The organism is Arcicella sp. GW821-FHT09D11 (assembly GCF_059416265.1).
The window spans coordinates 1,245,678-1,262,043 of the sequence record NZ_JBWKOV010000001.1 but is presented as its reverse complement, the minus strand read 5'-3'; the positions used below and the strand labels follow the sequence as shown (position 1 = coordinate 1,262,043).

The window sequence follows — 16,366 nt, the reverse complement described above, 5'->3', positions numbered from 1 at the left end:
AAAAAGAAACGGGTCTTAGATAAAATCCAAGACCCGTTTTGATTAATTGATTTGTTTGAAGTAATTATCAACTTGTTGTTTATAATACTGATTCAAGTTGGGTGGTACAGTACGAAGCAACTCTGTTTGCTTTTGTTTATCTTTAACATATTGCTGAAACTGTGGAGGAACCTTCCTTGCTAAATCTTGTCGAGCTGATTCAGCTTTACGTTTTTGCTCTTCTTCTTGTTCTTGCATAGCTTTCTCTGATTCAAGCAAACGAGTCAATAATTCTTGTTGACGTTTCATTAAATTCGGATTCAGGCGTTTGTTTACCAAGTCAGTTTCGCTTTCTTCCATTTTCTTCATCATCTCTTTTATTTCATTTCCCAAGCCTTTGCCTTTATCAGTTCCTTTATTATTATCCAAAAACTCTTGGAGCATCTTCCTGATTTGAGCTTGTTCTCTAGCCATTTTAGCTAATTGTTCCGAAACGCCCCCTTGCCCTTTCTCACCTTTTTGCATGGTCTGTTGCATTTGCTGGTTCAATTCCTTTTGGCTTTCGCTTAGGCTTTTGCCTTTTCCTTTGCTTTTTGTTTTGCCTTTTCCCGCGCTCTGCATCATCATTTGCTGATTTTGCTGCATTTGTTTCAATACATCAGAAAGCAATAAAGCAAGGTTATTCATGGATGTCATCGCAAATTGTTGCTTCGAAGTAGTCATGGGTAATTTTCTATCCTTGATAAGTTTTGAAGCATCAGCCATAAAACCTTTCATATTACTCATCTCACGGGTTACGAAAGATTCAATTTGTAAGACCCTTTTCGATAATGCATATAAACTATCTTCAATCACTTTTGCATCATCCTGTATCTTTATTTGCTCCTGCGAAAGTTTAATGAACCTAGGGTCCGAAGGATTCATACCTCTAAAGTCTTTCATCAACTTTTCTTGGCTTAACGAAATCTTCACAAGATTTTCAAGGATATCACGAAGGTCATCCATATTCTCTTCGTTTTGTTTCATTTCCTGTTCCTGTTTTTCCTTGGCTAATTGCTGAGCCAAATTCTTCATTTGCTTGGCTGCTTGCTTTTGTTTTTGAGATGCACCTTTATTATCTCCTTTTTCAGATTTTTCTTCCGCTTCCTTTTGATCTTGAGAAATATCTTCTTGCTGTTCTTTGCCCATGTCCATAGGTTCAGCATTTTTCATTTCTTTATTAATCTTTTCCGCTTCCTTCAAATCTTTCTTTACTTCTTCAAAAGCCTTGCTCAGTTTTTCTTGCTCTTTTTGATTAGTATCCGCTTCTTTTTGTTTATCGGCCTCTGACTTATTATCCTTATCTAATGCTTCGTTTTTCTCAGCAAGCTTCTCTTGTTGATTAGCTTGGTCTTCCAAATCCTTGATACTCTTATCCAGTTTTTGGTCTAATTGTAATTTCTTGAATAACTCCTGCATACGTTCCAATTCTTTTTCCATGTTACGCTCTTTGTTTTTGAGCTTATCCATTTGTTCAAGCATTTTATTATCATCAGGATTTTGTTCAAGCATTTTTTTCAATTCCTCATACAATTTCTGAGTTTCAGGGTCCATTAAATCATTCATCATTTTCTGGAGTGCTTCCATTTTCTGTTGATTTTCTGGTTTCTGTTCATTGAATCTTTGTTGCTTTTCATTCAAATCTTTATTGGCATCTTGTAGATTTTTAATTTCGTTCATCAACTCGGCTTTCTTCTTAATCAATTCTTCCGCCAATTTCTTGTCTTGATAATCTAACTCCTTTTTGTTTTTCAAACGATTTTCCAAAGCAGCAATTTCTTTACGCAGTTTCTGTGCTTTCTCGAAAGTCTTTTCTAATTGGGCTTGTGTTTTATCAACAGAGTTTTCTATTTGATTATCGATAGCTTGCTTGTCGGGAATGGCATAATTCATGACTTGCGAACGAGTAGACTTGGCACCATTGACACCATCATTATCCCAAACCTGCACGTAATATTCTATTCTATCAGAAGGATTCAGTTTTAAACTATCTAGATTCCATTGCTTATAAAAGCTTTGAATCGCTTGGTTCGGATTTACTTGCAAACCCAAACTAGCATAATTTTGTTGATTGTTCTGCCCATTTCTGAGTACTTTATAAAAAATAGCTAGGCGACTAATACCATAATCATCAGCAATATTTCCGCCTAAAACGATTAAATTATAAAGCGTAGAATCTTTATATTGCTCTAAACTTAATTGTGGATATTTATCAGGAATAACATTTAAATAAAAGCTGATACCGTCTGAATTAGAAGCATATTTATTTTTCAGAAACACTTTGTATGTACCAGAAGCTTTTACTCTTTTATTAAAGTCAAAACCACCTCCTAATAGTTTTTTATCGGCATGGTAAGTGTTTTTATCACCTTCAAAAACCATCGAAATAGAATCGGTATTAGTAACATTAAAATCCCATTCGATAGCCGTACCTTCTGGAACAGTTAGGTTACCAACATTTTTAAAAGATTCATCAGGTTTATTCAAATAAGCAGGATAGTTTACATTCACGTCAAAAAAAGCCAAACTTGGTTTGTTGACCATTTCTACTTCATATTGACCAGATTTAAAACCAGCGGCTTCAAACTGGAAATCGAAACCATTTTGAATTTTAGAAAAAGTATAGGTATAATGACGTTTATCTGTCGTTTCCATTTTCAGCTTTCTGTCGTTATAAACTACATACACAGCGTCAGGAATAGTATTGCCTTGTAAGCTAAGATTTAGGGTAAAATCTTCATTTTTAAAAGCCTGTAAGCTTCTGTTTTCAAGTAGGAAATTGAAAGGTGCTTCTTCTTGGTATTCGTTTTTGAAGTTGACAATCCTTTCAGTACTTTTTGAGAAAAACGAAGGATATAACATCAAGATACCTACTATTAGAATAGCAGGCAAGGCCGCAAACTTTACGTATTTTTTATTATCGTTTATCTTAATAGCATCCGTAAATTTGACAATACCCAGTTGCTGAGACTTCTGTTTGATAGAAGCAATCAACAATTCGTTTTGTGCTTTATCAATATTTCGGGTAAGCTGCAGGGTATTAATTAGTTTGTCACCTACTTCTGGGAAATACTTTCCAATTTGGTCGGCTGCTTGTTCATTCGAAAGCGGTTTCTGTTTTCCGTATAAAAATACCAAGGGTTTAATCACCCAAAAAATACACGAAATCAAGAAGGCTAATAGAAAAGAAAAGAATAAAATCGTGCGGAAAGTAGTACCGAAATGACCGAAATATTCAAGGACATTAAAAACCAAAAAAGCGGACAAGATAACTGCCGCTGAAAAAATACTGCCTTTGATAAGTCGATTGAGATAATACTTTTGCTTGTATTCTTCAATCCGCATGAGTAAAGTCGCGATGGGTGAAGTAGTCATATTGCTAAGGTTTAAGCCTGAAGATTCTTATTTAATTACTAACGAAAAAGAAGTCCTAAAATGTAGAATTAAGAAAAATTAATTAATAAAGAAAAGGCGAATCAAACAATTGAATACTTTCTTGCTTGATTCACCTATGTATTAAATAGCGATTTCTAATAGCACTGGACAATGGTCAGAATGCTTTGCCTCTGGTAAAATAGCCGAACGAATCAGTCTGTCTGCCATGCTTTCGGTGGCACAATGATAATCAATACGCCAGCCCAAATTCTTGCCCCTTGCTCCTGCTCTATAGCTCCACCACGTGTAATGATGTGGCTCTTTATTAAAATGTCTAAATGTATCTATAAAGCCATTATCCAAAAATTTAGTAACCCAAGCTCTTTCTTCAGGCAAAAAACCTGAACTATTTGCATTAGATTTAGGATTATGAATATCAATGGGATGATGACAAATATTATAATCACCAGAAATAATAAGGTTAGGAATTGACTTTTTAAGGTCGTCGGTATAATCATAAAAATCATCTAGCCATTTCATTTTAAAACCCTGACGTTCGTCGCCACTAGTACCTGAGGGCATATAAACAGACATCAATGAAAAGGTGTCGAAATCAGTACGAAGTACTCTTCCTTCTCGGTCATAGTCTGGCAAGCCACAACCAAAATCAATGTTATTAGGTTTGAACTTAGTAAGGATAGCTACCCCACTATACCCTCTTTTTTCGGCTGGAAACCAATATACATGATAGCCCAAGTCCTCAAAGACTAGTTTGTCAATCTGATGTTCTTCGGCTTTAATTTCTTGCAAACAAACCATGTCTGGATTACTCGCTTTCAACCAATCGATAAACCCTTTGTTCATGGCAGCACGAATGCCATTTACATTATAAGTGATAATTTTCATACAAAAACTTCCCTTTCAAAATATTCTATAACTTGAGCTTTCAATAATTTTTCTTGTTCGATTACATTTACAAAAGGCAAAGGCTGAATCAATTTCCAATGTGGCCAACCGTCTTGATCAGTACCTTCTAATGCATAAATACCACTATAGCTAAGTACTTTGCAAATAGCAATGTGCATTAAGTCTTGCTTTTGTTCCTTGGTAAAAAACTGATGTCCTTTCCCTAGTTCTTGAACGCCAATCAGAAAAAGTACCGCATTTAAATCAGCAGGTTTTTTTCCAAGAGATTGTTCTAATTTATCTAATAAGATATTCCATTGCTGGGCAAGATTCTCTATTTCCATATTTTTTTAATTAGCTATAAGCTTTCAGCTATGAGCTGTGAGATTTAATTGTGATTTAGTGAATGGGTGATTTGTTTAAATTATGAATGGAATTTTTAAATAAATACTCCCCATTCAAAACTCAGCACTCAAAACTCTCTACTCAGCACTCCGAAGTTCTTCCCAATACTCAACTGCTCTACGCAAATGTGGGATAACAATAGTTCCACCGATTAAGGTAGCAACCGAGAAAATCTCTTGCATTTCCGCATCAGTCACTCCTAACTCAAAACATTTTCCAAGGTGATATTTGATACAGTCATCACAACGCAAAACCATTGAACATGATAACCCCATCATTTCCTTTGTTTTTTCAGATAAAGCTCCTTCAGCGTAAGTATTGGTATCCAGATTGAAAATCCTTTTAATTACTTTATTATCCGAAGACAAGATTTTATCGTTCATCTTGCTTCTATACTCATTAAATTCTGCGACTAAACTCATGATTATTGTTTGATTGATGTTAAATTGTATGCAAAATACAAAGAAAAAATTGTAATCAGTTTCTAACCTTAACAACATTGCTCAAATCATGTTCAACGCATTTATAGACTTAATTTTTCCTAGAATTTGTTCGGCTTGTTTAGAACCGCTTCAACTCAATGAGGAAGTAATTTGTACACATTGCAGATTCGATTTGCCCAAGACTAATTTACATCTTGAAAAAGATAATATATTGATGCAGAAATTTTTGGGGAAAGTTGAGCTGAAACATGTGATGAGCTATTTAAAATTCATAAAGGGTGGCAAAGTCCAACGCTTGATGCATGAGCTGAAATATAAAGGTAATCAGGAAGTAGGTGAAATGCTGGGAAGATGGTATGGTGCCGAACTAAGAGAAAATGGTTTTGAAGAAGCTTTTGATTTGATTATTCCAGTGCCATTGCATAAAAAAAGGTTAATTAGCAGGGGATATAATCAGTCAGATTGTTTTGCTAAAGGATTATCAGAAAGCCTAAATATTGAATGGCGAGATGATATTTTGGTAAGGGCTACCAACACGACCTCACAAGTAACTAAATCAAGATTAGAGCGCTATCAAAATATGGACAACGTCTTTGCTGTCAAGCATCAAGCATATTTAAGAGGAAAAAAAGTAGTAGTGGTTGATGATACACTGACAACGGGCGCAACCCTTGAATCATGCGTTTTAAGCCTGCAAGAATTCGATGTAAAGGACATTTCCATACTCACCCTAGCAATGGCATAAAAAAAGGCGACAGAATCAAATTCTGCCGCCATCCTAATGGGTAAAAATATTATTTATTAGAGCCTGCTCTAATCATCGCACATCTAAAACCAATCGTTGATGTAGACGAATCTTGATCAATAAATCTACGTGTCCCTGGTGCTAACCAATAAGCCACATCAGCCCATGAACCACCTTTGTAAACTCTTGATTTATTGTCTACTAACGAGTTGTTGTTTTTTCTATCGTAGTTCTTAGCCACATCTAGATAATCGTTTCTACGGATAGGGTTCAAATCGTTGAAGTCTTCATAAGATAACGGACGGTATAAGTCATAAACCCATTCGTTTACGTTACCAGCCATTTGGTATAAACCAAAGTCGTTAGCTGGATAGGTATAAACTTCAGTCGTAATGATAGCACCATCGTTTGATTTACCAGCAATACCCGCATAGTCACCACGTCCACGTTTGAAGTTGGCTAACATAGAACCTTTTTTCTTACCTTGTGAAGCACGCATATTAGGCCCATCCCAAGGATAAATTCTTTGGTTAGTTTGGTTCTCATCTTCATACTGCGTACCAATCATGGCTTTAGCAGCATATTCCCACTCTGCTTCAGTTGGAAGACGATAAGCAGGTAATACTTTTCCAGACTCAATCGCTAAACGCTGACCTGCTGTAAATACAGGAGTGGTTCTGCTTTCAGCACCTTTTTTACCTTTTTTCTTTTTCTGGCTTTTCATTGCGATGTCGTTGTTAACGGCAGCGGTTCTCCAAGTACAGTAATCAGAAGCTTGTACCCATGATACACCCACAACTGGATACATACGGAAGCCAGGATAACGTAAATATTGTTCTACATAAGAGTCGTTAAAAGCTAATTCATCTTTCCAAACCAATGTATCAGGCAATGCTGATTCATAGAATTCTTGAGAAGAGTCTTTCATGACCGAATTCAAATATTCAAGATAGTGAACGTTACCAATCTCTGTTTCATCCATATAAAATGACTGTACAGAAACGGTTCTTTCTAAGTTATCTCTTGAATTGACAACATCCTCTTCTAAAGCTCCCATCGTAAAACGTCCGCCTTCTACAAATACTAAGTTCGGACCCGTTGGTTGACCTTTGAAGGATTTATCAATCTGAAAACCTCCTTTTTTGTTATAAGCAATACCAGTAGCAGTACTTTTCTTGCCTATTTTTACACTCGTTGACTTCTTTGATTTACAAGAACTTGCCAATGCAAGGCTTGCTACAAGAATTGTCATTAATTTGAGAGACAACTTCATCTGTTAATTAATTTGATTGTCGTGATAAGAATAATTTTAAAACTAGTTAATATCCTGAGTTAGGAAGGATGCAATTTACAGAAAAGACTACAAATTTATGCTAAACCGTCTAAATTCTGCGGGTTTTATATTCAAAGATTATTAATTCTTATGATTACAAATGGAATATTACGAATAAAAAGCCACATATAAAGAATATTAAACTTTATTATTTAGCAATTTCTTTTAAAATCCATTTAAATTCTTCGATAGATGTAACCTTATCGAAATACAACATCAACTTACCTTTTACTTCTTTCAACGAGCACTTTCTTGAATGTTGTTTAACATATTCAATAACCTTGCCGAAAACTGCTGATTTATAATACTTTTCATTCTCAGAGGGAACGAAATAACATTTCAAATTATTACTTTTTAATAATATTTTTTCCATTCCCAACGACTCCGCAATCCAACGAACACGGACAATTTCAATCAAGTCAGACATTTGTGGAGGAATAGGTCCAAAACGGTCGGTAATCATGGCTTCAAATTTCACCAATTCTTCCTCATCTTTCATATCATCCAGTTGAGTATACAAAGAAAGCCTTTCAGAAATACTTGATACATATTTTTCTGGAATCAATACTTGCATATCTGTTTCTATCTGACAATCAATCTTCAATTTTTCAGCAGTTTCGGCTAAATCTTTTTCAAATAAAGCCCTAAACTCCGTCTCTTTTAATTCCTGAACAGCTTCATCCAAAATCTTGTGATAGAGTTCATATCCTAAGTCATTGACAAATCCACTTTGCTCTGCCCCTAATAAATTGCCTGCCCCACGAATATCTAAATCACGCATGGCTACTTTAAAACCATCACCCAAATCAGAAAATTCTTCTAAAGCACTTAATCTTTTACGAGCCTCTGAGGTAAGTAATGAAAGGGCGGGCGTCAGTAAATAGCAGAATGCTTTTTTGTTAGAACGTCCCACACGACCACGCATTTGGTGGAGGTCGGATAAGCCAAAATGGTTAGCGTGATTGATAAGAATCGTATTGGCATTTGGAATATCAAGACCAGCTTCGATAATGTTGGTCGAAACCAATACATCGTAATGCCCTTCGATAAAATTCATCATCGCTTTTTCCAACTTATCACCCTCCATTTGTCCATGAGCCACACCCACTTTGGCATCAGGAACCATGCGTAAAATCAGGTTGGCGATAGACTCCAACTCTCCTACTCGGTTATGCACAAAATATACTTGTCCTCCTCTTTTTAGTTCATAACTTACGGCATCACGAATGAGTGTTTCACTAAATATTTGTAATTCAGTGGTAACAGGTTGTCTGTTTGGCGGAGGCGTGGCAATGATAGACAAATCCCTAGCACCCATTAATGAAAAATGAAGGGTTCTTGGAATAGGGGTTGCCGTAAGCGTCAGGGCATCAATATTTACCCTCATTTCTTTCAAACGGTCTTTTACTTTTACACCAAACTTTTGTTCTTCATCGATAATCATCAAGCCCAAATTCTTGAAAACTACGTCTTTATTTACAATTCTGTGTGTACCAATCAAGATGTCCGTTTCGCCAGAAGCTACTCTTTTCAAAGTTTCCTTGATTTGTTTATCCGACTTAAAACGATTGATATATTCTACCCGACAAGGAAATTTCTCGAGACGGTCACGGAAGGTTCTAAAGTGTTGCATTGCCAAAACCGTAGTAGGTACCAAAATAGCCACTTGTTTTGAATCAGCCACGGCTTTGAAGGCTGCCCTAATAGCTACTTCGGTTTTACCAAAGCCCACATCGCCACAAACAAGCCTATCCATAGGGTGTGGTTTTTCCATATCGGCTTTTACATCAGCCGTTGATTTTGCTTGGTCTGGGGTATCTTCGTACAAGAAAGACGATTCCAGTTCTACCTGCATAAAAGTATCTTTAGAAAAAGCAAAACCAGGCGCCATTCTACGTTTGGCATACAGCGAAATCAATTCTTTGGCAATGTCTTTTACTTGTTTCTTGACTTTCGATTTACGGTTCTCCCATTCAGGCGAACCCAATTTCGACATGATTGGTGGTCCACCTTCTTTGCCCGAATACTTCGCAATTTTATGAAGGGAATGTATCGAAACCATCAATACATCATTGTCTTTATAGATTAATCGGATGGCTTCTTGTTCTGAATCACCCACCATGACCCTATCCAATCCTGCAAAGCGACCGATACCATAGTCGACGTGCGTAACAAAATCGCCAACTTGTAAAGAACGTAATTCTTTGAGAGTCAGCGCTTTTGATTTTGAATATTTGCTTTTTTCTCTAAAACGATGGAAACGGTCAAAAATTTGGTGGTCGGTATAACAAACAATTTTAGCTTGCTGGTCGATAAAGCCTTCACGCAAAGAGATATTCATTGCCTGAAAACGAACATTTCTATCAATTTCATCAAAGATAGTCGCTAGTCGTTCAAGCTGTTTAGGCGAGTCTGCCGTAATGATATTGGTGTAATGGAATGCTTGGTTTTCACGAAGATTATCAGCCAATCGTTTAAAATCCTTGTTAAAAGTTGGCTGTACTTTTACCTGATACTGGATTTTTTCGTGAGCAGATTTAAAATAAAATCTCTTCCCAAACTCAATCGTACCGAATTCTTTAATCAGATTCAGGAAACTTCTACGGGTTTCGAATAATTGATTAGGCTCTGAAATAACTTTGATACCACCACTTTTTGCAATAATTTCTTGGAAATTCGCTTCTACTTTTTCAAAAGATTTTTCAATAATTTCAAGCGTCAATTCCACATCTTTGAACCAAAGACGTGTATTATCGGGTAAGAAATTAAAGAAAGGTTCACGTGTTTCTTGAATCAACCTGTTTTGTACATCAGGAATGATATTAATACGAGAAATAGACTCGACAGAAAGCTGAGACTCAGGGTCGAAAGTTCTGATACTTTCTACTTCGTCGCCAAACAAATCAATTCTATAAGGCAAATCATTGGCATAACTAAAAACATCTACAATACCGCCACGGATAGAATATTGCCCCGCTTCGTAAACAAAATCCGTTTTTTCGAAGTCATAACTAGCCAATACTTCCCCTAAAAAAGCCGTATCCAATTTCTCAGATACATTAATTGTAAAAGTATTTTTAGTCAACGAACGTTTATTGATAACTTTTTCAGAGAGAGCTTCTGGATAACTAACAATCAATACTCCTTCGGTATTATTGTTGAGTTTGTTCAATACTTCAGCACGCATCAACACGTTGGCATTATCCACCTCCTCGTATTGATAAGCCTTTTTGTAAGACATCGGAAAAGCCAGTACTCGGTCTTCACCCACTAAATTTTGTAAATCGTTAATAAAGTAAGCAGCTTCTTCACGGTCGGAAAGCACAAAAAGGTGAGATTGCTTTTCGTTAAGTAAATGCAAAGCAGACGCAACTACGGCATCCAAACTACCAATAAAGCCCTTTATTTGAATATGAGGGTAGATTTTGGGAGCTTTAATTTGTTCGGCAATCATCTGCACAAAGCCATCTTCACGATACAGGGTAAGGAAATCTTTTACGAGCATATTCTTATCTTCAATAACAACAATAGCCACGAACCGCCCGATTGGTGAAAATCTGAGCAATTCGTGGCGAAAAATTCGGTACAAATTTAACCTTAAAATCAGCTAATTAGTTTGCTAAATGCTTTATTTTAAAATTAAGAAAATGAAATTATCGTTTTCGTTCTATTTCTTTATTCATTTCTTCGATGTCCACACTCCTATCACTGAAATCATCTAAAAGATATTTAGTAAAATGATCAGCCATTTTCCAGAAGAAATATTCGGTCATATCTCCAAAACCATGTCGCTGTGTAGGTAATGTAAGCATCTCAAAACGCTTGTTGGCTTTTATCAAAGCATTTACCACACGAATAGTATTGGCAGGGTGCACATTATTATCAATTTCTCCGTGAATTAATAATAATTTACCTTTCAAGTTCTTAGCAATATCTGGATTCTTTTCGATGCTGTAAACAAAACTCGTATCATTTTTTTCGGAGATAATTTCCTTTACACCATGGTGTTTTTCAGACCACCAACGGTTGTAAATACTATTGTCATGATTCCCTGCATTACTAACAGCCGCTTTAAAAAAGTCTGGATAAACTAGCATGGCAGCGGTACTCATAAAACCACCACCACTATGTCCATGAATACCAACTTTGTTGATGTCGATAAACGAAAACCTGTCGGTTAACTGTTCAATCGCCGCTTTTTTATCCGCTAAACCATAGTCTCTTAGGTTCCCATAACCATAATTATGGTACCATTTGCTACGAGCGGGATTACCCCCACGGTTACCCACAGTAATGACAATAAAACCTAATTGTGCCAAACGGTCTATCCTATCCATCCCCTTACTGAAAGACTTATTAACACTTTCAGTTTGTGGACCAGGGTAAACATATTCTATGATTGGGTATTTTTTAGTGCTATCAAAATCATAAGGCTTGTACATTACGCCATAAAGGTCAGTAATACCATCATCAGCTTTTACTTTAAAGGTTTGTGGAAATTTATACCCTGCTGATAGTAAAGAAGTTAAATCAGTAGTTTCTAAATCCAAGAGTTTTTTGCCTTCAGTATTGTATAAAACGGCTTTAGGCGTAGTGTTGACTCTTGAAAAATTATCAACAAAATAAAGCTGATTATCATTGATACTAGAGGCATGGTCAAAATTTCCTTCGTTGAGTAGTTTTAAGCCTGTACCATCAAAATTTACGCGATAAGTATGTAAATAATAAGGGTCTTCATTGCTTTCACGGTTGTTGGCAGTGAAGTACAAAATGCGTTTTTTCTCGTCAATACCGATGATTTCTTCCGTATGAAAAGCACCAGAAGTAATTTGATTTTTTAGTTTACCAGCTTCATCATACAAATAAAAATGTCCCCATCCGTCTCTTTCACTCCAATGAATTAACTCTTTACTAGCACTCACTAAACCAAGCTTACGAGTTTCCAAATAAGTATTCATTCGCTCTTGAATGATAGGCTTTACAGTGTTAGTAGTCACATCTGCAACCATCACATCAATACTCTTTAAATCTCTACTGGCACGACTCAAATAAAACTTATCTTTAGTACCCAACCACACATTGGCACGATAATCATCATCACGTGTATTGGCCAGTGGTGTAGTATTCCAAATACTGATGGTTTGGTCTTTGAATAAATCAGCATTCAATTCTAGCTGACTTTTACTTGCTACATCGAAGAGAATGATATTTTCTATCGGACCATCTTTCTCGCCAGGCATCCAATATTTATAGGTTTCTAGGGTCGGGCGTGGGTCAGCCACACTGTTGATTACCCATATATCTTTTACCTTTCTGTTATCAGTGCGAGTCATCACAAATTTCTTGCTATCAGGACTCCAAAAGATAGAAGCAGGCTTACGTTTGTTTTTATTTTTTTCTTTGTCAACATTGGTTTCATTGTCACCAAAAGAAAGAGATTCACGATGATAACCAAAGTTTTCTACACCATCTTTTGTCAATTGAACTTCAACGATGGTACTATCTTCTTCGTTTTTAAGGGCTTTCTCATAATTGAGTTTATCCATCAAATACAAGTTCTGTTTTTTACCAAAAATAATTGTATTGCCATCTGGAGAGATACTTGCCCAAACTGGTTTTTTCTTAGGCTTTTTGAAATCACTTAATTCTACTAATTCGTTTGTGTTAAGGTTATATTCAAAGTAAAATACCTTTTTCACTTTTGGTTTTTCTTTGACAACCTTAGTATCTTTTTTAGTGGTTGAGTCTTTCTTTTCAACCAAATCCTGTGTGCTTTTTACTTCAAACTGAATCCAGTTTTCATCACGGACAAAACGCATACTATCTAGCCCCAAGTGTTGCGCATCAAAAGGGTCTTTTACAATTTTAGTGATAGCCGCCGCCAGTTTTTCATTATCAAAAAGAAGTTTCTTTTCAGCTTTCAGCGGGTCGGCGATATACCATTTTTTGCCTTCAGTAGTTTCATAAACATACCAAAAACGGTCTGACTTTTTTAACCAGTGTGGGTCAACACTGGTAGAGAAAATCATTTTATTTAATTTTTTAGCAGAAAACTTAGCCGCTAACGCATAGTTAGCTTTTACAGTTGAGTGTTGAGCATAACTCGAAATAGACGCTACCAGCAGGAGCATCAAAATAAAGGAGAGCTTTCGCATAGTGTTTTTTAAATTGTTAAATGAAGTGTTTCCTCAAAGATAAAAATCTATGGATGAAAATCATGAAAGTTTAGCTATAATCTGTCTTACTAATAGGCTACTGACAATTATTTGTCGATAAAGAAGTTTTCAAAATTGTATTTGTTGACCAATTTATAGTTGGATTGGCTCTGTTTACGAATATTTCAATTCATTTGGCTCAAAAAATATTAGTAAAAAAGCAAGTGTCGAGGATATTTTGATGAAATAACAGATTAGTTATGGAGAATTAGGATTAATAATAGATATTTATAAAATAGTCTTAAACCTAAAGATATGGAACTCATAACTCGCTTTTGGGAAATACAAAAGAAATCTAATAATATCGTTCTAGTAATTATATATGTTCCATTAAATACTATCAGCGTTTTTAATTACTATAAAACAGTAATGGCAGGGATTGAGTTTAGCTTTTCACTAGCGTATATATGGTTTGGATTGTTCTTCTATTTACCTATTACGTTAATTGTGCTTTTTTTAGGACCATATGCATATTTACAAAAAGAAAATAGAGAGAATAAAAACGAGGAAAATAGTGAGAGGTTAGTCAAAAAAGATAATATTTAAAAAAATATAGAGAAGAAATACACTTAAATTTTAAAAAACATGAAACTCATAACTCAGTTTTGGCACTTACAGAGAAAATCGAAAAATCTATTCCACTTATTCTTCATTTTCCCATACTATAATATAAGTATATACTTTGTATATAAGTCAGACTTATTTAACAATTGGCAAATTTCGTCGTTAATTTTTTGGTCGTTGAGTTATTTACCAATGTGTCTATGGATAGTTTTCCTTCAACCATATGCATATTTACAAAAAGAAAATAGAGAAAAAAAGACAAAGAATTAGGCGTCAAACCTTGACCAAAATGATAGCTTTTTGAAAAATAAGAAACAAAAAATCCTCAGTAATTTATCTACTGAGGATTTTTGTTTTTAATCTCTTTTACTATTTTTCTTTTCTTGCTTAGCCGCTCTTTTTTCTTTTAATGTTTTAGCGGGCTCTTTTTTTACTTCCTTTATGGCTCCTTTATCCTTTGACATAGTTTTATGTGTTTTTTAGTTAAATAAAAATTAGTTTAAAATCATTGTTAGTCTTGTGTATATGTTCTTTTATATAAAAGCAATCAGCGTAAATCAGCGAATAAAATCAGCGGAAATCAGCGAGAAATATTTTTTACCCGCAGATTTTCGGAGATAAATATCGCAGATGATAGCAGATATAAAGAATCTATCAATAAAATTTTATAGCCTAAAGTCATAAAATCAATTCTTCAAAATTTCAAATTCTACCCTTCTATTAATAGCTTGGTTTTCAGGCGTATCATTCGCTACTTTTGGTCTATTTTTACCATAACCCTTTGCCGAAATTCTTTCAGCAGGTACGCCTTGTGTCAATAAATAATTACGCACCACATCGGCACGTTCTTGTGAAAGTCTATTGTTTACTTCATCAGACCCTACATTATCCGTATGTCCACTCACCTCTGAAATTAGCTTAGTATTCGTTTTAAAGAAATTGGCTATTCTATTCAACTCTGGATATGATTCTGGTTTTAAATTAGCTTTACCAAATTCAAAGAAAATATTATTCATTTCAACTTTAGTACCTGCTTCAATAGGTTTTACAGTCATATCCTTGCCTTCTACTTCAAGGTATTTTCCCGTAATTTTACTTAAATCAATATTCTGAGAAGTGCCAATATAACCATCAATTTTTGTACTGATACCATAATTCTTTCCATAAGGTAATACTACTTTATAAATACCCGTTATAGGGTCAGGCGTAGCAATCCCTAATTCTTTACCTGTGCTTAAATCTTCATAAATGATTTGTGCATTTTGTGGAATTTTACCTGTTTTACCATCAATCACTTTTCCAGAAACTAAAACAACGGCATCCGATTTCGTAGGGGTAGGCTGAACAGGACGTCTGTCTTGTGACTTCCTCGTTGGATTTCCGCCAATCGGTGTGCTTTCACTTGGTTTTGGTTCAGTCGGTACAGGCTTATTGACCTCTAATTTTAGCCTGAAAATATCTTTTTTCCCTAACGAATTATTACCCGAAACAAAATATGCATAGTCGCCAGCAGCAGAAATCGTATAATAAGCATCGTATTGGTCTGTATTAATGGGCTCACCGATATTGATGGCTTCTGTCCAATGAATCCAACTATCGTCTTTTCTTTGAGCTACCCAGATATCATTACTGCCCTTTCCTCCTGTTCTATTGCTCGAAAAATAAAGTGTTTTACCATCAGGAGCTAAAAAAGGCGTAGTTTCAGTAAAATCAGTATTGATTTCATTTCCCAAATTCATTACTTCCGACCACGTACCATCGTTTTCTAGAAAAGAAGCGTAGATATCATCCTCATCAGAGTTTTTCTTTTCTGAAAAAGCCATCAATAGTACCTTTCCATCATTAGAAAGAAAACCATACTCATTTTTACCTTTACTAAGGCGTTCATATTTAGGAATAATTACCTTTTTAGGTATATCCCAACCATTAGCAGATTTCTTGGCAATAGAAAAACCTCGAGTTTCGTATTGACCATTCACATAAGCACCCTTTAGTAAAATAGTTTGTCCGTCAGGCGAGATACTCAGAATAGAATTATATTGATCACGGTTTAAGCTCTCAGGCATTCTTCTGGCCGTAGACCATGCCCCCATTACATTTTCAGCAAACCAAATATCTTGTGAGCCTGCAATTTGGTCTGTTCCCGCTACACCATATTTGTTTTGAGGATGGCTTTTCCTACCGAAATACAAAATCCTGCCATCTGGAGCAATCACAGGGTTTAATTCAGAATATTCAGAATTAACAGCACTTCCCAAGCTTTCAGGCTTATTTTGAGCCTTAGATTTGGGCATACATTGCAAAACAATAAGGGTAAAAATAAGAAATGTAATATTTTTCATAGCTTGTGTGGCACAATCTT

10 protein-coding genes are annotated in these 16,366 nt (G+C 35.4%); 2 read left to right on the top strand and 8 right to left on the bottom strand.

Going from position 1 to position 16,366, the window contains the following annotated elements; genetic code table 11:
• Positions 1–42: 42 nt before the first annotated feature.
• The 4 genes from AC07N0_RS05340 to AC07N0_RS05325 form a co-directional block, all read right to left on the bottom strand.
• On the bottom strand, positions 43–3,393 hold the full coding sequence (locus tag AC07N0_RS05340) for a DUF4175 family protein (RefSeq protein ID WP_494588379.1): 3,351 nt from the start codon (positions 3,391–3,393) through the stop codon (positions 43–45).
• Between the two features lie 141 nt (positions 3,394–3,534).
• Complete coding sequence (locus AC07N0_RS05335) at positions 3,535–4,299, bottom strand: exodeoxyribonuclease III (RefSeq protein WP_494588378.1); 765 nt, start codon at positions 4,297–4,299, stop codon at positions 3,535–3,537.
• Positions 4,296–4,643: a hypothetical protein gene (locus tag AC07N0_RS05330; RefSeq protein ID WP_494588377.1), complete on the bottom strand. Its 348-nt coding sequence runs from the start codon at positions 4,641–4,643 to the stop codon at positions 4,296–4,298. The genes AC07N0_RS05335 and AC07N0_RS05330 overlap by 4 nt, the downstream gene beginning before the upstream one ends.
• Before the next feature lie 138 nt (positions 4,644–4,781).
• Positions 4,782–5,126, bottom strand: a complete 345-nt coding sequence (locus AC07N0_RS05325) for a carboxymuconolactone decarboxylase family protein (protein ID WP_309923592.1) — start codon at positions 5,124–5,126, stop codon at positions 4,782–4,784.
• An 88-nt stretch (positions 5,127–5,214) separates the two neighbouring features.
• Here AC07N0_RS05325 and AC07N0_RS05320 point away from each other — a divergent pair, with 88 nt between their 5' ends.
• Entirely contained in the window at positions 5,215–5,892 is a 678-nt protein-coding gene (locus AC07N0_RS05320; protein ID WP_494588376.1) for a ComF family protein, read from the top strand.
• A gap of 49 nt (positions 5,893–5,941) precedes the next feature.
• On the opposite strand, the gene gldJ is transcribed toward AC07N0_RS05320, so the two are convergent.
• From gldJ to AC07N0_RS05305, 3 genes are all read right to left on the bottom strand, one after another.
• Positions 5,942–7,165: a gliding motility lipoprotein GldJ gene (gene gldJ, locus AC07N0_RS05315; protein ID WP_492801167.1), complete on the bottom strand. Its 1,224-nt coding sequence runs from the start codon at positions 7,163–7,165 to the stop codon at positions 5,942–5,944.
• A 208-nt stretch (positions 7,166–7,373) separates the two neighbouring features.
• Positions 7,374–10,730 carry a transcription-repair coupling factor gene (mfd, locus tag AC07N0_RS05310; protein ID WP_494588405.1) on the bottom strand — a complete coding sequence of 1,119 codons (3,357 nt, stop codon included), beginning with the start codon at positions 10,728–10,730 and terminating at the stop codon, positions 7,374–7,376.
• Between the two features lie 148 nt (positions 10,731–10,878).
• Positions 10,879–13,380, bottom strand: a complete 2,502-nt coding sequence (locus AC07N0_RS05305; RefSeq protein WP_494588375.1) for a S9 family peptidase — start codon at positions 13,378–13,380, stop codon at positions 10,879–10,881.
• Positions 13,381–13,695: 315 nt separating this feature from the next.
• On the opposite strand from AC07N0_RS05305, the gene AC07N0_RS05300 reads away from it, so the two are divergent.
• Complete coding sequence (locus tag AC07N0_RS05300) at positions 13,696–13,986, top strand: hypothetical protein (RefSeq protein WP_494588374.1); 291 nt, start codon at positions 13,696–13,698, stop codon at positions 13,984–13,986.
• A 704-nt stretch (positions 13,987–14,690) separates the two neighbouring features.
• Here the strand turns inward: AC07N0_RS05300 and AC07N0_RS05295 are convergent.
• A complete protein-coding gene (locus tag AC07N0_RS05295) occupies positions 14,691–16,346 on the bottom strand; it encodes an OmpA family protein (RefSeq protein ID WP_494588373.1) in 1,656 nt (551 codons plus the stop codon).
• Between the last annotated feature and the right edge of the window lie 20 nt (positions 16,347–16,366).